19 protein-coding genes are annotated in these 19,851 nt (G+C 76.2%); 9 read left to right on the top strand and 10 right to left on the bottom strand.

Going from position 1 to position 19,851, the window contains the following annotated elements:
- The first annotated feature begins 12 nt into the window (after positions 1 to 12).
- Positions 13 to 1,524, top strand: a complete 1,512-nt coding sequence (locus tag BUE37_RS10680; protein ID WP_073420155.1) for an HNH endonuclease signature motif containing protein — start codon at positions 13 to 15, stop codon at positions 1,522 to 1,524.
- A gap of 200 nt (positions 1,525 to 1,724) precedes the next feature.
- Positions 1,725 to 1,916 (top strand): hypothetical protein, encoded by a 192-nt coding sequence (locus BUE37_RS10685; protein ID WP_073420156.1) that lies wholly within the window; start codon positions 1,725 to 1,727, stop codon positions 1,914 to 1,916.
- 7 nt (positions 1,917 to 1,923) lie between these two features.
- Here BUE37_RS10685 and pcaC read toward each other — a convergent pair whose 3' ends face one another.
- Genes pcaC through pcaH form a run of 5 tightly spaced genes read right to left on the bottom strand, consistent with a single transcriptional unit; the run spans position 1,924 to position 5,881 of the window.
- A complete protein-coding gene (gene pcaC / locus BUE37_RS10690; RefSeq protein ID WP_073420157.1) occupies positions 1,924 to 2,340 on the bottom strand; it encodes a 4-carboxymuconolactone decarboxylase in 417 nt (138 codons plus the stop codon).
- Positions 2,337 to 3,116 (bottom strand): 3-oxoadipate enol-lactonase, encoded by a 780-nt coding sequence (pcaD, locus tag BUE37_RS10695; protein ID WP_073420158.1) that lies wholly within the window; start codon positions 3,114 to 3,116, stop codon positions 2,337 to 2,339. Before pcaD ends, pcaC begins: the two co-directional genes overlap by 4 nt.
- Positions 3,113 to 4,444 carry a lyase family protein gene (locus BUE37_RS10700; protein WP_073420159.1) on the bottom strand — a complete coding sequence of 444 codons (1,332 nt, stop codon included), beginning with the start codon at positions 4,442 to 4,444 and terminating at the stop codon, positions 3,113 to 3,115. The genes pcaD and BUE37_RS10700 overlap by 4 nt, the downstream gene beginning before the upstream one ends.
- Before the next feature lie 34 nt (positions 4,445 to 4,478).
- The gene (gene pcaG / locus BUE37_RS10705; protein ID WP_245794504.1) at positions 4,479 to 5,138 is read right to left on the bottom strand and encodes a protocatechuate 3,4-dioxygenase subunit alpha; all 660 of its coding nucleotides are present in this window, start codon (positions 5,136 to 5,138) and stop codon (positions 4,479 to 4,481) included.
- Entirely contained in the window at positions 5,135 to 5,881 is a 747-nt protein-coding gene (gene pcaH, locus BUE37_RS10710) for a protocatechuate 3,4-dioxygenase subunit beta (RefSeq protein ID WP_175562845.1), read from the bottom strand. The genes pcaG and pcaH overlap by 4 nt, the downstream gene beginning before the upstream one ends.
- 67 nt (positions 5,882 to 5,948) lie before the next feature.
- Between pcaH and BUE37_RS10715 the strand changes: the two genes are divergently transcribed.
- Entirely contained in the window at positions 5,949 to 6,725 is a 777-nt protein-coding gene (locus BUE37_RS10715) for an IclR family transcriptional regulator (protein WP_073420160.1), read from the top strand.
- Positions 6,726 to 6,775: 50 nt separating this feature from the next.
- Complete coding sequence (locus tag BUE37_RS10720) at positions 6,776 to 7,942, top strand: 4-hydroxybenzoate 3-monooxygenase (protein WP_073420161.1); 1,167 nt, start codon at positions 6,776 to 6,778, stop codon at positions 7,940 to 7,942.
- Here the strand turns inward: BUE37_RS10720 and BUE37_RS10725 are convergent.
- The 4 genes from BUE37_RS10725 to BUE37_RS10740 form a co-directional block, all read right to left on the bottom strand.
- Positions 7,939 to 8,769, bottom strand: coding sequence for a hypothetical protein (locus BUE37_RS10725; protein ID WP_073420162.1), 831 nt, complete (start codon positions 8,767 to 8,769; stop codon positions 7,939 to 7,941). The two genes, BUE37_RS10720 and BUE37_RS10725, sit on opposite strands and share 4 nt — an antisense overlap.
- A 9-nt stretch (positions 8,770 to 8,778) precedes the next feature.
- Positions 8,779 to 10,263: a mannitol dehydrogenase family protein gene (locus BUE37_RS10730; RefSeq protein ID WP_073420163.1), complete on the bottom strand. Its 1,485-nt coding sequence runs from the start codon at positions 10,261 to 10,263 to the stop codon at positions 8,779 to 8,781.
- A 33-nt stretch (positions 10,264 to 10,296) separates the two neighbouring features.
- On the bottom strand, positions 10,297 to 11,238 hold the full coding sequence (locus BUE37_RS10735) for a ribonuclease Z (RefSeq protein WP_073420736.1): 942 nt from the start codon (positions 11,236 to 11,238) through the stop codon (positions 10,297 to 10,299).
- 70 nt (positions 11,239 to 11,308) lie between these two features.
- The gene (locus BUE37_RS10740) at positions 11,309 to 11,749 is read right to left on the bottom strand and encodes a TFIIB-type zinc ribbon-containing protein (RefSeq protein WP_073420164.1); all 441 of its coding nucleotides are present in this window, start codon (positions 11,747 to 11,749) and stop codon (positions 11,309 to 11,311) included.
- 63 nt (positions 11,750 to 11,812) lie between these two features.
- Here BUE37_RS10740 and BUE37_RS10745 point away from each other — a divergent pair, with 63 nt between their 5' ends.
- Positions 11,813 to 12,883 (top strand): DUF3616 domain-containing protein, encoded by a 1,071-nt coding sequence (locus BUE37_RS10745; protein WP_073420165.1) that lies wholly within the window; start codon positions 11,813 to 11,815, stop codon positions 12,881 to 12,883.
- A 7-nt stretch (positions 12,884 to 12,890) separates the two neighbouring features.
- On the opposite strand, the gene BUE37_RS10750 is transcribed toward BUE37_RS10745, so the two are convergent.
- Positions 12,891 to 14,066 carry an MFS transporter gene (locus BUE37_RS10750; protein ID WP_073420166.1) on the bottom strand — a complete coding sequence of 392 codons (1,176 nt, stop codon included), beginning with the start codon at positions 14,064 to 14,066 and terminating at the stop codon, positions 12,891 to 12,893.
- Between the two features lie 132 nt (positions 14,067 to 14,198).
- Here BUE37_RS10750 and BUE37_RS10755 point away from each other — a divergent pair, with 132 nt between their 5' ends.
- The 4 genes from BUE37_RS10755 (at position 14,199) to BUE37_RS10770 (ending at position 19,703) form a co-directional block, all read left to right on the top strand.
- Entirely contained in the window at positions 14,199 to 15,872 is a 1,674-nt protein-coding gene (locus tag BUE37_RS10755; RefSeq protein ID WP_175562846.1) for a carboxylesterase/lipase family protein, read from the top strand.
- A 173-nt stretch (positions 15,873 to 16,045) separates the two neighbouring features.
- Entirely contained in the window at positions 16,046 to 17,221 is a 1,176-nt protein-coding gene (locus tag BUE37_RS10760) for an acyl-CoA dehydrogenase family protein (RefSeq protein ID WP_073420167.1), read from the top strand.
- A 7-nt stretch (positions 17,222 to 17,228) separates the two neighbouring features.
- Positions 17,229 to 18,380 carry an acyl-CoA dehydrogenase family protein gene (locus BUE37_RS10765; protein ID WP_073420168.1) on the top strand — a complete coding sequence of 384 codons (1,152 nt, stop codon included), beginning with the start codon at positions 17,229 to 17,231 and terminating at the stop codon, positions 18,378 to 18,380.
- Between the two features lie 90 nt (positions 18,381 to 18,470).
- Positions 18,471 to 19,703, top strand: coding sequence for a serine hydrolase domain-containing protein (locus tag BUE37_RS10770; protein ID WP_073420169.1), 1,233 nt, complete (start codon positions 18,471 to 18,473; stop codon positions 19,701 to 19,703).
- Positions 19,704 to 19,851: the final 148 nt, after the last annotated feature.

Here is a 19,851-nt window from a genome sequence, read left to right on the forward strand (position 1 = left end):
TAGGTTCGGTCCATGTCGGCGGGCGGGCAGTACGTGTCGCCGATCGAGCTCGCGCTCACCGCGGTGCTCGCCGAGCAGCCCCTGACGTTCCGCCGGCTGCCGGTGGCGTTGCTCTCGCGTGAGCACAAGGCGCGCGAGCTGCAGCGCCTGGCCGCGCTGAAGGCCCAGACCGCCGCCTACGAGGCGGAACTCGTCCTCGGCCTGGCCGACGACTCCCCCGACGACGACGACCCGCCGCCCGGCACGCCGGGTGCGCGGTCGGGGTCGTGGGCGCCGGATCCCGAGTTGCCCGGGGTGTCGGAGTTCTTCACCGCGGAACTGGCGGTCGTGCTCAACGTCGGCCGCCCCACCGCCACGACCCTCGCCAAGCGCGCCTGGACCTACCGGGAGAGCCTGCCCGCCACCTGGGCCGCGCTGCGGGCCGGGCAGCTGGACGAGCGCCGCGCCATGGTGCTGGTCGACGTGCTGCAGTGGACCGCCCCCGCGCTGGCCCGACGGATCGAGGCCCGCCTCCTGCCTCGGGCTGCGGAGTGGACGACGCGGACGCTGCGCAAGCGCGCGGTCCAGGCGCTGCTCGAACTCGACCCCGACGCGGCCGAGCGGAAGAAGGACGACGCGACGCGCACCGCCGACGTCCGGATCGTGCCCTCGGCGCAGGACGGGATGGCGGTGATGATCGCCGAGCTGCCCGCCGAGGTCGCCGCGATGTGCATGGAGGTGGTGGAGCGGCTCGCGCGGCTGGCCGTGGACGCCGGTGACCGGCGGCCGATCGGGGTGATCCGCACCGAGGTGTTCACCGCCCTGTTCCTGGGCGCCGGTGACCCGAGCCGGCCGCCGGTGACCGCGCACCTGCAGATCATCGCCACCCTGTCCGCGCTGGCCGGCCGGTCGGCCGAGCCCGGTGAGGTCAACGGCATCCCGATCACCGCCGCGGTGCTGCGCGAACTACTGCGCCAACTCGACGCCCTCGGTGTCGGCGTTCCCGACGGCGGGTCGGTCACCCTCGCGCTCACCGACGACGACGGCACCCTGCACGCCACCACTCCCCTCGACCAGGCCCGCACGCTCGCCCGCCGCGGCTGCCCCGACCACCCCGACGGTGAGGCCAACGGCGGGTGCCAGTGCCCGGTGCTCGACCGGCCCGAGCCCACCGACCGTTACACGCCGACCCGGCCGCAGCAGCGGTTCGTGCGCACCCGTGACCGCACCTGCCGCTTCCCCACCTGCGGCCAACGGGTCGGCTGGGCCGACGCCGACCACGTCATCCCCCACGCCCACGGCGGGAAGACCGACTGCGCCAACCTGTGCTGCCTGTGCCGCAGCCACCACCGCCTCAAGACCTTCGCCCGCGGCTGGCACTTCTCCATGAGCCCGGACGGGGTGCTGACCGTGACCACCCCGTCGGGCATCACCCGCACCACCCGCCCACCGGGCATGCGCCCACCACCGGAGCGCGACCCACCACCCGGCGCGACCGGGACGCTCCCACCGGCCGACCCGGCCGACGACCCGCCACCGTTCTGACACCCGTCCCCGGCGGCGCACCGCGGAGGTGCGCCGCCGGGTCGACCACGCCGTGAGCCGCGCGGGGGCCCGCCGGCCGCCGCCGGGCGAGTACGGGCCCGACACCGGATCGTGACGACGCGCTTCCGGGCCCGGACACGTGGGGGACGACTCCTCTCACGAGCCGGGAGCCGCGCGACCGCCGCCTAGCGTCGCCCGTCATGAGACCCGGCGAGAGCTACCGCGACGGTGTCCAGCGGCGGGCGGTGCTGGCGGTGCTCGTCGGCGTCGGCGCCGCGTTCCTGCTGCACTGGCTCGACGACGACATGACCGCCACCGTGCTGGTCGGCGTCGTCACGGCGCTGTGCGTGGCGCTCGTGCCCAGCCCGCGGGAGACCGTCCCGCGGGCGTGACCCGGGGTCAGCCCTCGCGCATCTCCGCGAGCACGCCCGCCGCCACCTTGAACGCGTGGTTGGCGGCCGGCACCCCGGCGTAGACCGCCGCGTGCTGCACCACCTCGGCGATCTCGTCCTCGCTCAGCCCGTTGTGCACCGCCGCCCGGACGTGCAGCGCGAACTCGTCCCAGTGCCGCAGCGCGATGCAGATCGACAGCGTGGCGATGCTGCGCTCGCGGCGCTCCAGGCCCGGCCGCTGCCAGACGTCGCCCCACGCCACCCGGGTGATGAAGTCCTGGAAGCCGGCGGTGAAGGGCGTCGTGTTCGCCACCGCGCGGTCCACCCACGCGTCGCCGAGCACCTCCCGCCGGGTGCGCATCCCCGCCTCGCGGCGGGTGTCGTCGGTCGAGAGACCGTCTGGCTCCGGTGCCGCGTCGCTCACGCGTGGCCCCCTGCGGCGTCCAGGTGCGCCAGCAGCGCACCGGTGACCTCCAGCGGCTGCTCCAGGTTGGGCAGGTGCGCCCCCGGGCTGACCGTCAGCAGCGTCGCGCCGGCGATCCCCTCGACGATCGCCTGCTGGTGCGGCGGCGGCAGCGCCGGGTCCTCCGCGCCGGACACCACCAGCGTCGGCGCGGTGATCCGGGCGAGGTCCTCACGGGCGTCGAAGTGGCCGACCGCCTCGCAACAGTTCGCGTACCCCTCGTCGTCGGCGCCGGCGATCATCGCCTCCAGCCGCGCGACCAGGTCGGGGTGCTCCGCGGCGTATGCGGGGGTCAGCCAGCGGCCCACGATCGCCGGCGCGAGCGGCGCCGTCCCGCCCGAGCGCGCCTGCACCGCGCGGTCCAGGAAGCCCTGTGGGTCCGGCCTGGCCGACGTCGCCACCAGCACCAGCCGGTCCACCCGCGCGGGCTCGCGCGCGGCCAGCCGCATCGCCGTCATCCCACCCAGGGACAGCCCGACCACGTGCGCCCGGCGCGCGCCGACCCGGTCGAGCAGCGCGACGAGGTCGTCGACCAGGTCGTCCACCGTGTACGGGCCCGCGGGCGCCGGCGACTCCCCGTGCCCGCGGGTGTCGTAGCTGACCACGCGGTAGCGCTCGGCCAGCGCCGGCACCTGCGGGTCCCACATCCCGCGGGTGGCGCCCAGCGAGTTGGACAGGACGACGACCGGCGCGTCGGCCGGCCCGTCCTCCGTGTAGGACACCTCGACGGCGGTCATCCGCGCTCCCCCTCGGTCAGTCGGTCGTGCTCGGCCAGCGCCGCGTCCACCTGCGCGCCGGCCTCCCCCACGTCCGGCGCGGCGGCGGCCAGCACGGCGGCGACGTCGACGTCGGAGCGCCCGGCCACCACCTCGGCCAGCGTCCGGCCGGTCTCCCGCGCCGTGCGCGCGGCGTCGGCGGCGGCGTCGTGGGCGGCCCCGCGGCCGAGCGAGGGCGTCAGCGCCTCGGCCAGCGCGCCGGCCAGCGACCCCTCCGCCGCGGCGGCCACCGTGGCGGCCATCCGGGCGGGGTCGGGCCGCAACCCGCGCAGGCTCTCGGCCAGCCACGCCGCCGCCGAGCCGACCGTGACCAGCAGGTCGGTCACCGTGGGCCACTCGCTGTGCCAGGCGCCCGCGGCCCGCTCGTGCTCCTGCTCCATCGCGCCGAGCAGCGTGGCCACCAGGCCGGGCGCCCGCCGCGCGCACGCCCGCGCCGAGACCGCCGCCACCGGGTTCTGCTTGTGCGGCATCGCCGACGAGCCGCCGCGCCCCTCGCCCACCTCGGCGGCCTCGGCCACCTCCGACTGCGCGAGCAGCACGACGTCGAGCGCCACCGTGGACACCACCCCGGCCGCGGCGCCGAGCGCCCCGGCGAGGTCGGCCACCGGCAGCCGCACGGTGAACCACGGGACAGCGGTGGCCACCAGCCCCAGCTCGGCGGCCAGCGCCTCCCGGACGACGACGCCCGCGCCCGACGACGCCGCCAGCGTGCCCACCGCCCCGCCGTACTGCACCGGCAGCCCGGCCACCACCTCCGCCAGCCGCAGCCGCGCGCCGTCGAGGCCGGCCAGCCAGGTGGCCGCCTTGAGCCCGAACGTGGTGGGCAGCGCCTGCTGCATCAGCGTGCGGCCCATGACGACGTCGTCCCGGTGCGCCCGCGCCAGCCCGGCGCACAGCTCCGCCGCGGCGGCGAGGTCGGCGTCGAGCGCGGCCACCGCCGAGCGGGCGAGCAGCAGCAGCGCGGTGTCGAGCACGTCCTGGCTGGTGGCCCCGACGTGCACGGCGACGGCGTCGCGCTCCCCCACCGCGTCCTGCAGCGCGCGCACCAGCGGCGGCACCGGGTTGCCGGCGTCGGCGGCGCGGGCGACCACGCGGGCCAGGTCGAGTCGCGAGGGGTCGGCGCAGGCCGCCGTCACGGCGTCGGCGGCGGTCCCGGGCACCAGGCCCGCCGACGCCGCGGCCCGCGCCAGCGCCGCCTCGACCGCCAGCAGCGCGCGGAACCAGGCGTCGTCGGAGACGGCCGACGCCGCACCGCCGCGCGCGAACGTGCCGGCGAACAGACCTGTCACGGCTCTCTTCCTACCGGCGGCGGGCCGGGCGCGCTCAGACGGCGAAGAAGACCGTCTCGCGCTCGCCCTGCAGGCGGACGTCGAGGCGGTAGCCGTCGTCGGTGGGCGTGGCCAGCAGGGTGTCCCGCTGCTCCTCGGTCAGCCCGCGCAGGACGACGTCCTCGGCGTTGGCGTCGGCCTCGTCGGCGAAGTAGACCCGGGTGACGACGCGGTCGAGCAGGCCGCGGGCGAAGACCGAGACGTCGACGTGCGGCGCCTGCAGCCCGCCCTCGCCGTCGGGCACCCGCCCGGGCTTGAGCGTGAAGACGGCGAACTCACCCGTGATCGTCGAGGCGCGCGCGTACCCGCGGAACCCCGGGTACGTGGACGCACCGCGCGGGTCCTCCGGCGACGGGAAGCGGCCGTCGGGGTCGGCCTGCCACGTCTCGACCATCGCGTCGGGCACCACGTCGCCGTTGCCGTCGAGCACCCGGCCGCGGATCCAGACGCCGCCCTCGGTGCCCTCGGCCGCGGCCCACACGCCGTCGGGCCAGGTCAGGCCGATGGCCAGGTAGGGGCCGACGGTGGCGCTGGGGGTGGTCCCCAGCCGGAGCGGCCCGGTGAGGAAGCCGCTGCCCCGCTGGCCGGAGCGGGGCTGGAAGGGCTCCGAGGGGTTCGGCGGGACGTCGAGGGGGTCCGGCACGCTCGCGGTCACGCCACGTCTCCGTCGTCGTCGGTCTCGAAGGGGGTCTGGTCCGCGCCGCGCAGCACGACGTCCCACTCGAACGCGAGCGCCCAGTTGTCCTGGGTGCGCTCGAGGGAGAACCGGCTGATCGCCCGGTGCCGGGCCGCCGCCGGGATGGCGTTGAAGATGGGGTCCTGGCCGAACAGCGGGTCGTCCGGGAAGTACATCTGGGTGACCAGGCGCTGGGTGAACGCCCGGCCGAACAGGCTGAAGTGGATGTGCGCCGGCCGCCAGGCGTTGTGGTGGTTGCCCCACGGGTAGGCGCCGGGCTTGATCGTCAGGAACTCGTAGCGGCCCAGGCTGTCGGTGACCACGCGGCCGAGACCGTCGAAGTGCGGGTCCAGCGGGGCCGGCCAGTTGTCGACGACGTGCCGGTAGCGGCCCGCCGCGTTGGCCTGCCACACCTCCACCAGCGCGCCCGGGACCGGGCGGCCGCCGCTGTCGAGCACCCGCCCGTGCACGAGGACCCGCTGGCCGACGGCCTCGCCGCCGTTGCGCCACGTCAGGTCGGCGTCTGTGGGCAGCACGCGGTCCTCGCCGAGCACCGGACCGGTGACCTCGGTGAGCCGGTGCGGCAGGTCCACCGGCGTGCGGAGCGGCGCGCGCAGCCCGGTGCTCCGGTACTCGGGGAAGCCCACGGGGGTCCGCGTGGCGTCGGGCTCGGGCAGGTAGCGCGGCAGCAGCAGCCCGCCCTCGGACGTGGTCCCGGTCATACCGGGCAACGTACGGCCGGCCGCGTACCCTCCCAAGCCGGGCTTTCCACTGGGAGGAAGGACGGCGATGGCCGGTGGCAGCGCCGCCCCGGGGCGGTCGGTGACCTCGCGGGCGCTGGCGATCCTCGACGCGTTCGACGCCTCGGCTCCCCGGCTGTCGCTGAGCGAGATCGCCGAGCGGTCGGGCACCCCGCTGACGACGGCGCACCGGCTGCTCGCCGAGCTCACCGGGTGGGGCGCGCTCGCCCGGCGTGCCGACGGACGCTACGAGATCGGCCGCAAGCTCTGGGACCTCGGCCTGCTCGCGCCGGTGCAGCTCGAGCTCCGCCAGGTCGCCTCGCCGTTCCTGCTCGACGTGCACACCGCCACCCGCGACACCGTGCACCTCGCCGTCCGCGACGGGCTGTGCGCCCTCTACGTCGAGCGGATCTCCGGCCGGGAGTCGGCGCCGGTGGTCAGCCAGGTGGGCAGCCGGCTGCCGCTGCACGCCACCGGCGTCGGCAAGGTGCTGCTCGCCTCCGCGCCCGACGAGGTCGTCGCCGAGGTGCTGGCGGCGCCGTCGCGGGCCACCCGGCACACCGTCGTCGACCCCGGCCGGCTGCGCCGGGAGCTCACCGAGGTGCGCCGGCGCGGGTGGGCGCGCACCGCGGAGGAGATGTCGCTGGGCACGCTGTCGGTCGCGGTGCCGGTGCGCGTGGAGCGCGGGAGCAGCACCGTCGTCGCGGCGGCGCTGGGCATCGTCGTCCCCAGCCACCGGCGCGACCTCCCCCGGCTGGTGCCCGTCCTCGAGGTCGCCGCGCGCGGCATCGGCCGGGCGCTGGCCACCACACCCGTCTTCCGCTGAGCGGGAGGACGAGGTGTCCACCGGCGCGTAGCCCGGGTCACACTCGGGCCATGCGCACCCAGGTGGGGATCATCGGCGCCGGCCCGGCCGGCCTGCTGCTGTCGCGGCTGCTCGCCCTGCAGGGCATCGACTCCGTCGTGCTGGAGAACCGCTCCCGCGAGTACGTCGAGGCGCGGATCCGCGCCGGCATCCTCGAGCAGAACACCGTCGACGTGCTCACCGAGGCGGGCATGGGCGACCGGCTGCACCGCGAGGGCCTCGAGCACCGCGGCATCCACCTGCAGTACCCCGGGGTGCGCCACACCCTCGACTTCCCCGACCTGTGCGGCCGCCGCGTGTGGGTCTACGGCCAGACCGAGGTGGTCAAGGACCTCGTCGCCACCCAGCTCGCCGGCGGCCCGCCGCTGCACTTCGAGGTCTCCGACCTCGCGATCGAGGACGTCGACACCGACAGCCCGCGCATCCGGTTCACCGACGCCGACGGCATCCCGCAGGTGCTCGAGTGCGACGTCGTGGCCGGCACCGACGGGTTCCACGGCCCCTCGCGCGCCGTCGTCGCCGAGGGCACGCGGCAGCAGCTGTGGGAGCGCACTTACCCCTACGCGTGGCTGGGCATCCTCGCCGAGGCCGCCCCCGCCACCGACGAGCTCATCTACGCCTGGCACCCCGAGGGCTTCGCCCTCTACTCGATGCGCTCGCCGTCGGTGTCGCGGCTGTACCTGCAGGTCGACCCGTCGGAGAAGATCGAGGACTGGTCCGACGACCGGATCTGGGAGGGCCTGGCCACCCGCTTCGCGCTCGACGGGTGGGAGATCAGCACCGGGCCGGTGCTGGAGAAGTCGATCCTGCCGATGCGCTCCTTCGTCAGCGCGCCGATGCGCCGCGGCCGGCTGTTCCTCGCCGGGGACGCCGCGCACATCGTGCCGCCCACCGGCGCCAAGGGCCTCAACCTCGCCGTCGCCGACGTCGTCCTGCTCTCCCGCGCGCTGGTGCGCCTGCTGCAGGAGAAGGAGACCGACCTCGCCGACGCCTACTCCGACACCGCGCTGCGGCGGGTCTGGCGGGCCACCCACTTCTCCTGGTGGATGACGTCGATGCTGCACACCACGGGCGACCCGTTCGACGCCGAGCTGCAGCTCTCGCAGCTGCGCCGGGTGTGCTCGTCGGAGGCCGCGGCGCGCGAGCTGGCCGAGAACTACACCGGCCTGCCGTACTAGAGGAGGTCGCGCACCCGGTCGGCGGTGCCGGGCGCGAGCGGCAGGTGCGGCAGCACGCCGGTCACCTCGGCGGGCTCCAGGCCCTGCTCGAGCAGGACCCCGGTCAGGCGGGGGGCCTCGCCCGGCGGCACCGGTGAGGGCAGCCCGGACTCCCGGACGGCGGCCAGCGCGAGGAACAGCGCGGCGGAGAGGTCCTCCTCCGGCTCCGGGGCCGCAGCGCGAACGGCGGCGCGGGCGGTGGCCTCGGCGGCGCGCACCAGCGACAGCGGCAGCCCCTCGGCCTCCACCTCCAGCAGCGGGGTGCGGCCCAGGGCGGCGAGCACCAGGTGCTCCGCCTCGGTGCGCAGCGGCTGCTCCCACTCCCCGGCGCGGACGACGTCGGCCGGATCGGCGTCGGCGGGGTCCTCACCGAGGTCGTCGAGCAGGTCGGCCCACTGCGCGGGCCGGGTGCGGCGGGCCCGGTCGGCGGCGGCCACGCACGTGTCGAGCACGAACGGCTCGATCACCTCGCGGTCGAAGCGGTCGGCGAACACGGTGCCGTCGGCGTCGACGGCGTTGAGCGCGTCCTGGAAGCTGCCGGGCCGGGCGTCGCCGAGCTCGATGCGGCCGTCCTCCTCCCCGGACAGCGCCTGCCCGGTGGCGGCGCGGTCGCCGATCGTGGAGCCGGTGGCCACCAGCCGGCCGCGCAGCCGGGTGTGGTGCGGCCGGTCGGACAGGCCGACGGTCCACGCGCACGCCTCGGCGATGAGCGCGGCGCGGCGTTCCCGCAGCACCTCGCGGCCGAGGAGGGCGAACCAGTCGGGGGCGAACCCCGTGCCGTCGAACACCCTCCCGTTCTACCCGGCCCGGCGCCGCCGCCGCCCGCGGACGAGGTCCTCGACGGTCGCGCGGGCGCCCCGCTCGCGCAGCGCGACCCGGGTCGCGACGAAGGGCTCCGCCACCCGCGGGTCGTCGGCGAGGTCGCCGAAGACGTCGCGCTCGCGGAGGAACTCCAGCGGGTCGGCGTCCCGCGCCCGGCGGGCCAGCGCCTCGCCCCGCGGGTCGGACAGCTCGAGGGGCCGGCCGGCGTCGTCGGCGCCCTCCGCGGTGCGCGCCCACCCGGCCAGCACCGCCACCGACCGGCGGACGTCGCGGCCGGCCTCCAGGTCCGCGCGGATCACCGGGAGCAGGAACTGCGGGATGCGGTCGGAGGCGTTCTCGCAGATCCGCGCCAGGGTGTCGGCGACGGCGGGGTTGGCGAAGCGGCCCACCAGGTCGGCCTTGTAGCGGCGCAGGTCGATGCCCGGCACCCGCGGCAGCGTCGGGGTGGCCTCCTCGTCGAGGTAGCCGGCCAGGAACTCGCGGAACAGCGGGTCCTGGCTGGCCTGGTGCACGTACCCGTGGCCGGCCAACCGCCCGAGGTGGGCCAGCACCTGGTGGCCGGCGTTGAGCAGGCGCAGCTTCATGAGCTCGTACGGGGCGACGTCGGCGACCACCTGCACGCCGACGTCCTCCAGCGGTGGCCGCCCGCCCGCGAACTCCTCCAGCACCCACTGCGTCCACGGCTCGCACACCACCGGCCAGGCGTCCTCGACCCCGATCGCGGCGGCCACCTGCTCGCGGTCGGCGTCGGTGGTGACCGGGGTGATCCGGTCGACCATCGAGTTCGGGAAGGCCACCTCCCCGGCCACCCACTCCCCCAGCGCCGGGTCGCGCAGCCCGGCGAAGGCGGCGAACGCCTCCCGGGCGAGGTGCCCGTTGCCGGGGATGTTGTCGCAGGAGACGACGGCGAACGGCGGCAGCCCGCGCTCGCGCCGGCGCACCAGCGCCTCGGTGACCAGGCCGAACGTCGTCCGCGGCGGGGATCCGGGCCGCAGGTCGGCGACGACGGCGGGCGCCCCGGTGTCGAAGCGGCCGGTCTCGTGCGAGGTGTTGTAGCCGCCCTCGGTGACCGTCAGCGACACGATCCGGGTGCCGGGCGCCGCCATCCGCTCCACCACGGCGTCCGGGTCGTCGGGGGCGAGCAGGTACTCGGCGATGGAGCCGACCACCCGCGCGTCGAGGTAGCCGTCGGGGTGCTTGACCACCAGCGTGTAGAGCCGGTCCTGCGCCGCCATCACCTCGGCCATCCGCCGGTCCGACGGCAGCACGCCGACGCCGCAGATGCCCCAGTCCACCTGCCCGGACTCGAGCAGCCGGTCGACGTACACCGCCTGGTGCGAGCGGTGGAAGCCGCCGACGCCGAGGTGCACGATCCCGACGCCGACCTCCGACCGGTCGTAGCGCGGCGTCCACACCGAGGGGCTCAGGTGGGGCAGCGTCGTGGCGTCGAGCCGGGGCATCGGCGGTCCTCCTCGGGTGCGGTGCGCGGGGGGCTACCCGTCGGCGGCGCTCTCACCCACCGGGGCCCGGGCGGGCACCGCCACCCGTTGGAGGTCCTCGGCGACGACGAGGTCGCCGTCGAACTCGGCCCGCGCCTCCTCCTCGAACGCGCGCGGGTCGGGGTAGCGCTGGGAGAAGTGGCTGAGCACCAGCCGCCGGACGCCCGCGTCGGCCGCCACCCGCGCCGCCTGCCGGGCGGTGAGGTGGCCGTACTGCCGGGCGAGCGCCTCGTCCTCGGCCAGGAAGGTCGACTCGATCACGAGCAGGTCGGCGCCCTCGGCCAGCGCCGCGACGTTGAGGCACATCCGGGTGTCCATGACGAAGGCGAACACCTGCCCGCGCCGCGGCTCGCTGACGTCCTCGAGGCGCACCGTCCTCCCGCCGACCCGCAGCGCGCCCTCGCGCTGCAGCCGGCCGACGTCGGGGCCGGCCACCCCGGCCGCGGCGAGCCGGTCGGGCACCATCCGCCGGCCGTCGGGCTCGACGAGCCGGTAGCCGACCGAGGGCACCGGGTGCTCCAGCCGGCGCGCCTCGAGCGTCCCGGCGGGGTCCTCCGCCAGGACGCCGTCGTCGTGCACCGGTTCCTCGCGGATCTCGGCGCGGTCGGCGAACACCGACGCGTGGCGGAGCCTGTCGAACCACTGCTGACCGGACGCGGGGTAGTGCGCGGTGACCGGGTGGGCGACGCCGTCGAGCGACATCCGCTGGACGACGCCGGGCAGGCCGAGGCAGTGGTCGCCGTGGAAGTGGCTGACGAGGATCCGGTGGACGGCACTGCTCGGGACGCCGGCCAGCAGCATCTGCCGCTGGGTGCCCTCGCCGGGGTCGAAGAGGAAGCCGCGGCCGTCCCAGCGCAGCAGGTAGCCGTTGTGGTTGCGGGTGCGGGTGGGCGCCTGGCTCGCGGTGCCGAGCACGACCAGTTCCCGCGCCGCCACGGACGGCACGGTAGCCGTCCCTCGGCGGGTCGTGCTCTGCACACCGCGGTGGGCAGAGCACGACCGCGCGTCAGCCGAACAGGTCGGACAGGAACGACTCCTTGCGCTTCTTCCCGTGCGAGCCGTGCGACGACGAGTGCCCCTGCGAGCCGCGCACCGCGCCGAGCACCTCGTTCACCACCGCGCCGAGCCCCGCGCCGCCCGCCGCGGCCGGGTACTGCGCGCCGGGCTGCTGCCCGTACTGCTGCTGATGGGCGGGCTGCCCGTACGGCTGCTGCCCGTGCAGCTGGTGCTGGGCTGCCCCGTACTGCTGCTGGCCGTGCTGCTGCGCGGGCTGGGCGTGCTGGCCGCCGGCCGCGGCGCCGTGCCAGGTGTTCTCCGCGTCGATGAGGCGCTCGAGCTCACCGCGGTCGAGGAAGATGCCGCGGCACTCGGTGCACTGGTCGACGTGCACGCCGTTGCGCTCGTAGGTGCGCATCGCGCCCTGGCACTTGGGACAGACGAGATCCATGCCGCACGGTACGACGACGGCGAGGCCCCCGGACAGCGCCGGACCGTGCCACAGTGCCCGCCCGTGACGACGACCCGCACGGTGACCCTCCGGTTCGGCTCGGCCTCGCGCGAGAGCCGCACGCACACCAACCTCTCGGCCGTCCGCAGCGACGGGCCGGTCCTCTGGGTGGCCGGCGACGAGACCGCCACCATCGAGCGGCTGGTCGCCGACGACCCCGCCGACCCGGCCGCCTACGGCGACCAGACGACCTTCTCCCTCGCCGACCTCGTGCCCCTGCCCGGCGGCACCGGTCCCGACGTCGAGGAGGAGGCCGACATCGAGGGCATCGCCCGCCACGACGGCGCGGTGTGGGCGGTCGGCTCGCACAGCCTGCGCCGGCGCCGGATCCGCGACGAGCACGACGGCGCCAAGGCGCTGCGCCGGCTGGCCACCATCACCGGGCAGCCGCGGCGGCAGATCATCGCCCGCATCCCGGTGGTCGACGTCGACGGGCTGCCCACCCTGGTGAAGGACGACGGCACCCGCAGCGCCGCCGTCTTCGGCGCCCGCGGCAAGGACCTGCGCGACCTGCTGGCCGACGACGAGCACCTCGGCCCGTTCCTCGGCATCCCGAGCAAGGACAACGGCCTCGACGTCGAGGGCATCGCGGTGGCGGGCGAGCGGGTCTACCTCGGCCTGCGCGGGCCGGTGCTGCGCGGCTGGGCCGTGGTGCTGGAGCTGCGGCCCGAGGTCGACGAGCGCGACCCCGCCCGGCTGCGGCTCCGGAAGTTCCCCGACGGCCGCCGCTACCGCAAGCACGTCCTGCGGCTGGCCGGGCTCGGCGTCCGCGACCTGTGCCCGCAGGGCGACGACCTGCTGGTGCTCGCCGGCCCGACCATGGACCTCGACGGCCCGGTGTACGTCTACCGCTGGCACGGCGCGGTGGTCTGCGAGGAGCCGGCCGTCGTCCGCGGCGACCAGCTCACCCGCGAGCTGGCGCTCCCCTTCGGCGACGGCGACGACCACCCCGAGGGCATCGGCCTGCTGGGCGACCCGGCCGGCGGCCGGCTGCTCGTCGTCTACGACAGCCCGGCCCCCGAGCGGCTCACCGACGACGGCGGCGTGGTGGCCGACGTCGTGCAGCTGCCCTGACCCCGGCTCAGCCGATCCGCACCGGGCGGGCGGCGGCCACGCCGGCCGCCGCCAGCCCGGCGCCGACGGCGAGCAGCAGCACCAGCGGCACGGTCCAGCCGCCGGTGGCCTCCGACAGCGCCCCGACGACGACGGGGCCGAGCCCGCCGACGGCGTAGCCCACGAGCTGGCTCATCCCCGACAGCCGGGCGGCCACGCCCGCGTCCGCCGACCGCAGCACCACGAGGGTCACCGCCAGCGCGATGCCCGCGCCCTGTGCGAGCCCGCCGACCGCCGCCCACGCGGGCCACGCGCCGGGCGCGGCGAGCAGCCCGGCCACCGGCACCACCCACAGCGCGGCGACCCCCAGCGCCAGCCCCGACTGCCCGCGCGCGCGGGCCAGCACGGCCGGCACCAGCAGGCTGCCCGCGATGCCGAGCACCTGGTAGACCGACGCGGCCAGCGACCCGGTGGCCGCGTCGGTGCCGGCGCGGTCGGCGAGCAGCGTGGGCAGCCAGGCGGTCAGCGAGAAGTACAGCGTCGAGTGCAGCGCCTGCACCGCGGTCACCGCCCAGGCCACCGGCGAGCGCCACACCGGCGCCGAGCCGCCGGGCGCCGCACCACCGGGCGCCGTGCGGGCCGGGGCCGTGGCGTCGGCGCCCCGGGCGGCCCGCGCCCACACCACCGCGGCGACCAGGGCCAGCACGCCCTCGGCGGCGAGCGCGCCGCGCCAGCCCAGGACGGCGGCCAGCGGGGCGGTGAACGCAGCTCCCGCGGCGGCCCCGGCCACCAGCGCCGCGGTGTAGAGGCCGGTGACCGTGCCCGCGCGCCGGCCGAACCCGGCCTTCACCACCGCCGGCAGCAGCACGTTGCCGACCGTCATCGCCGCGCCGACCGCGAGGGTGCCGGCGAGCAGCACCGGCGGCCCGTCGAGCACCCGCAGCGCCTGGGCGGCCGCGAGCAGCAGCAGCGACGCGAGCACCGCCCGGCCCGCGCCCAGCCGCCGTCCCGCCGCGGCCGACACCGGCGCGAGCACGGCGAAGCACAGCACCGGCAGCGTGGTGAGCAGCCCGGCGGCCGCGGCGGACAGACCGGTGTCCGCGCGGACGTCGTCGAGCACCGGCCCGACGGCGGCGATCGCGGCGCGCAGGTTGACCGCGGTGAGGAGGACCGCGGCCAGCAGCAGGCGGTTCCCCCCGGGCACCGGGACATCCTGCTACCGGCGGTACCGGCACCCGGGGGGCGGCCGCCGGTCGTGGAACACCTGCGTCTAGTGTCCCACCCGTCCGTGGCCCAGCTCACACCGACGTGGCGGGCCGGAACGCTGGAGGTCACCTTGCCCCTCTCCCTCCCCCGGCGGGCGCGCAGGTCGCTGCTCGCCGCCGCCACCGGCGCCGCGCTCACCGCGGGCGTCCTCGCCACCGCCTCCCCCGCCGCGGCGGGTCCCGGCACAGCGGGTCCCGGCGGCCCGCCCGACCGCGCGCCGCTGGTGGTCGAGACCGCCGAGGGCGCCGTCGCCGGCTCCCGCCCCGGCGACTACCGCCTCTTCCAGGGCATCCCGTTCGCCGCGCCGCCGGTGGGCGACCTCCGGTTCCGCCCGCCGCAGCCAGTGCAGCCGTGGGAGGAGACGCTCGACGCCACGCAGCCGGGCAGCGCCTGCCCGCAGGTGTCCAGCCTGACCAACCCGACGTCCTCCACCGAGGAGGACTGCCTCTACCTGAACGTCACGACGCCCGCCGGGCTGGACGCCCGCCGCGACCGGCTGCCGGTCATGGTGTGGATCCACGGCGGCTCCTGGCGCACCGGCAGCGGCGACCGCTACGACGCCAGCAAACTCGCGCTCGAGGGCGACGCCGTCGTCGTGACCGTCAACTACCGGCTCGGCCCGTTCGGCTTCCTCGCCCAGGACGACCTGTCCGCGGCGATCGGCGACGCGGGCTCCGGCAGCGCCGGCCTGCTCGACCAGCAGGCCGCGCTGCGGTGGGTGGAGCGCAACGTCGCGGCCTTCGGCGGCGACCCCCGCAACGTGACGATCTTCGGCGAGTCGGCCGGGGCGTCGTCGGTCTGCGCGCAGCTGGCCTCCCCCACGGCCGCCGGGCTGTTCGACAAGGCCATCGCGCAGAGCTACAGCTGCACCACCCGCTACGCCTCCCTGGACGAGGCGGAGACCGTCGGCGAGGGCGTGGCCACCGCCGTCGGGTGCACCGGGGAAGGCGCCGCGGTCGTCGCGTGCCTGCAGCGGGCGCCGGTGCCCGACCTGCTCCGCGCGTGGCCGGCCGGTGGCGGCTCGTTCGTCGTCGGCGGGTCGTCGCTGCCGGTGCAGCCGGCCGACGCGATCACCTCGGGCACCTGGAACCGCGTGCCGGTGATCCACGGCAACCTGCAGGACGAGAACACGCTGTTCACCCCGCTCGGCGTCCCGCCGGCGCAGCTGCCCGTGCTGCTCGACCCCCGCAACTACGACACCGTGCTGGCCCAGCGGTACGGCGCCCGGGCGGGCGAGGTCGCGGCGCGCTACCCGCTGGCGGAGTACGGCTCGCCGCTGCGGGTGCTCGCCGCGATCGCCAGCGACACCGGCAGCGCGCTGTCCACCTGCGAGCACGTCGACGCCTACGAGGCGCTCGACCAGCGGCCCCGGCGCGACCGGGTCTACGCCTACCAGTTCCGCGACCAGACGGCCGACCCGCTGCTGGACTTCTCGCGCCCGCCGTTCTCCTTCCCGGCGGGGCTCTACGACGAGGGCGCCCAGCACGCCGGCGAGCTGCCCTTCCTGTTCCCCGGGCTGTTCGGGGACGGCCTGACCGCCGAGCAGGAGGAGCTGTCGACGGCGATGGTGCGGTACTGGACGAACTTCGCGGCCACCGGCAACCCCAACGGCCGCGGCGTGCCGGCCTGGCACCGGTACTCCGACCCGTCCGACGTCCAGGGCCTCGACCTCGCCTCCGCCGGGGGCATCGGGCCGGTCGACGTCGCCGCGGACGCGAACTGCGCGTTCTGGGACACGTTCTGACGCGCTGAGCACCACCCCGGGCCCCGGGCGGCAGCCGCCGTCCGGGGCCCGGGCACGCCCACCCTCCCCCGGCCCGACGCGCCCGGTCACTCCGGATCTACTCCCGAGTAACAGGTGTGGGATCGTCGGGGGACACGTCGAGACGGCGCCGTCGCCGTCAGGAGAGAGGTCCCATGCGGTTGCAGCTTTCCCCGGAGATGGAGGCCTTCCGGGATGAGATGCGCACCTTCTTCACCACGCAGGTGCCGAAGGAGATCCGCGACCAGGTCGCGGCGCGGCGGCACGTGAGCCGCGAGCAGTACATCGAGGCCCAGCGGGCCCTCAACGCCGCCGGCCTGGCCGTGCCGCACTGGCCGGTCGAGTGGGGCGGCCGCGACTGGACGCCGCTGCAGCGCCACATCTGGCGCGAGGAGATGCAGCTGGCCAGCGTCCCCGAGCCGCTGGCCTTCAACACCAGCATGATCGGGCCGGTCATCGCCGCCTTCGGCAACCAGGAGCAGAAGGAGCGGTTCCTGGCCAAGACCGCGAACCTCGACATCTGGTGGTGCCAGGGCTTCTCCGAGCCCGACGCCGGCTCCGACCTCGCGTCGCTGCGCACCACCGCAGTCCGCGACGGCGACGACTGGGTGGTCAACGGCCAGAAGACCTGGACCACCCTCGGCCAGCACGCCGACTGGATCTTCTGCCTGGTGCGCACCGACCCGACGGCGGAGAAGAAGCAGCGCGGCATCTCGATGCTGGTCTTCCCGATGGACACCCCCGGCGTCACGCTGCGGCCCATCCAGCTCATCGACGGCGGCCACGAGGTCAACGAGGTCTTCTTCGAGGACGTCCGCGTCCCCGCCGAGAACCTCGTCGGCGAGGAGAACCGCGGCTGGGACTACGCCAAGTTCCTGCTCGGCAACGAGCGCGTCGGCATCGCCCGCGTCGGCGCCACCAAGAAGCTGATCGCGCAGGCCAAGGAGTTCGCCCGCGAGATCACCGCCGGCGGCCGCCCGCTGTCGGAGGACCCCCGCACCCTCGCGCGGATCGCCGAGCTGGAGAACGAGCTGCTGGCGCTGGAGCTCACCGCGCTCCGCGTCGTCGCGAACTCCGCCGACGGCAAGCCGCACCCGGCGTCGTCGGTGCTCAAGCTGCGCGGCTCGGAGCTGCAGCAGGCGGCCACCGAGCTGATCGTCGACATCGCCGGCCCGCTCTCGCTGGCCTCCTTCGCCGACGGCGGCTCCGCGGTCCCCGACTGGGCCCGGGTGGCGACGCCCGAGTACCTGAACTACCGCAAGGTCTCCATCTACGGAGGCAGCAACGAGGTCCAGCGGACCATCATCGCCGGCACGATCCTGGGGCTGTGAGGTAGACGTGGACTTCACCTACGACAGCGAGCAGAACGACCTGCGGGAGGCCGTGCGCGGCCTGCTGCAGCGCGCCTACCCCGACACCGAGCGGCGCCGCTCGGTCGTCGGGAGCGACCCCGGCTTCGACGAGAAGACGTGGGCGCAGCTGGCCGAGATGGGCGTGCTGGGCCTGCCCTTCGCCGAGGAGGACGGCGGCATGGGCGCCGGCCCGATCGAGGTCGGCATCGTGGCCGAGGAGATGGGCCGGGTGCTGGCGCCCGAGCCCTTCGTCGAGGCCGTGGTCCTCGCCGGCGGCCTGGTGGCCGCCGTCGGCACCGCCGCGCAGCGGACGGCGGTCCTCGGGCCGCTGTCGGAGGGCGGCAGCGTGCTCGCCTTCGCGCACGCCGAGCCGGCCACCCGCTGGAGCCCCTCGGCGTCGGCGGTCACCGCCACGCAGGACGGCGACGGCTGGCGGCTGACCGGCGTCAAGGAGCCGGTCGCCAACGGCGCCCGCGCCGACGTGCTGGTCGTGTCGGCGGCGGTCGACGGCGGCACCGCGCTGTTCCTCGTCCAGGGCGACGCCGCGGGCCTGACCCGCACCGGCTACCGCACCCACGACGGCGGCCGCGCGGCCAACGTGACCCTCGACGGCACCCCGGCCGAGCTGCTCGGCGAGGGCACCGCGGACCGCAGCGCCGACGTCGAGCGGGTGCAGGCCCTGGCCCGCATCGCCCACGCCAACGAGTCGGTCGGCGCGATGGAGTCCGCGCTGCGCATCACCGCGGAGTACCTGAAGACCCGCAAGCAGTTCGGCGTCACCCTCAACCGGTTCCAGGCGCTCACCTTCCGCGCCGCGGACATGTACGTGTCCGTGGAGCTGGCCCGCAGCACCGCGCTGTGGGCGAGCATGGTGGCCGACGCGGGCGGCGACGTCGTCGCGGCCGGCGACCGGGCGCGGCTGCAGACCAGCCGCGCGGGCCGGCACGTGGGCAAGGAGGCCATCCAGCTGCACGGCGGCATCGGCGTCACCGCGGAGTACAGCGTCGGCCACTACACCAGCCGGCTCACCGCGATCGACCACGTGCTCGGCGACGGCGACTGGGCGGCCGACCGCCTCGCCGCCTCCGTCGACAGCTACCCGACGGTCGACCCGCTGGGCGCGCCCTACACGGGCTAGTCCCACCGCACGACCGGCGGCGGCCGGCGTCCCCTCACGGGGGCGCCGGCCGCTGCCGTTCCCGGCCCCGGGCACCTAGGGTGCGCAGCCGTGCTCGCCTGGCTGCTCCTCGTCGCCGTCGTCGCGGTCGCCCTGGGCTGGGGCGCCGCGCGGCTGGTCCGCCGCCGCCGCGGCCGGGTCGCCGCGGGCCTGATCGCCGTCCTCGTCGGGACGCTCGCGCTCGGCGGTGGCTCGCAGCTGTGGGCGCGCGCCTCGCTCGACTCGTCCGGGATCGCGCGGGCGCTGGTGTGGATGGACGCCGACGTCGACGACCGGCTGCGCTTCCCCGCCCTGCCGGTGCCGGCCGGCGACGACGTCCTGCCGCTGCGCGAGGGCTCCCTCCCGGGCGGCGTCCTGGACCGCGTGACGGTGCCCGGCTCCGGCGAGGAGGACCTCGACGCGCTGCTGCAGCGCACGGAGACGACGGCGTTCGTGGTGCTGCGCGGCGACGAGGTGCTGCTGGAGACCTACGGCGAGGGGCAGTCCCGCGAGTCGCTGCAGACGTCGTTCTCGGTGGCCAAGTCGGTGCTCTCGACGCTGGTGGGCCTGGCGGTCGAGCGGGGGCACATCGGCAGCCTGGACGACCCGGTCACCGCCTACGTGCCCGAGCTCCTCGACCGCGACCCGCGCTTCGCCGAGGTCACCCTGCGGCACCTGGTGACCATGTCCTCGGGCCTGTCCTACGAGGAGCAGGGCCTGCCCTGGAGCGACGACGCGCTCACCTACTACGCCCCCGACCTGCGCGCGCTCGCGCTGGCCGCCGAGGTCGAGGAGCCGCCCGGGCGCACCTGGCTCTACAACAACTACAACCCGCTCCTGGTCGGGATGGTGCTCGAGCGGGCCGTCGGCGAGCCGGTGGAGCGGTTCGCCGCCGAGGCGCTGTGGGGGCCGATGGGCGCCGAGGCCGACGCGAGCTGGAGCGCCGACAGCGCCGCCTCGGGCTTCCCGAAGATGGAGAGCGGGTTCAACGCCCGCGCGCTGGACTACGCCCGCTTCGGCCTGCTGTTCGCCCGCGAGGGCCGCGCCGGCGACCGGCAGGTGGTGCCCGCGGACTGGGTGGCCGAGGCGACCGCGCGGGACACCAGCGGCGACCCGGCCGAGCACTACCAGTACTGGTGGTGGGTGGACACCGAGCGCGAGGGCCGGTTCTCCGCGCGCGGCAACAAGGGCCAGTTCGTCTACGTCGACCCGGCCACCGACGTCGTCGTCGTCCGCACGGGCCGGGAGGCCGTCCTCGAGGACTGGACGGCCGTGCTGCGCGACGTCGCCGACCGCGTGGGCTGACCCGGACCCGGTGCGATCCGCGTCACGAAACGGGGCCGGCTGGGGCCGGATGCCGGATCGGCCTGCCACCATGCCTCACCGGGGTCGGGCCGCCCGCCTCCCCGCTGCACCACCCAGTCACGCCGGCAACGGGGCCGGCCCGAACTGA

Source organism: Geodermatophilus nigrescens (assembly GCF_900129495.1).
Lineage (GTDB): Bacteria > Actinomycetota > Actinomycetes > Mycobacteriales > Geodermatophilaceae > Geodermatophilus > Geodermatophilus nigrescens.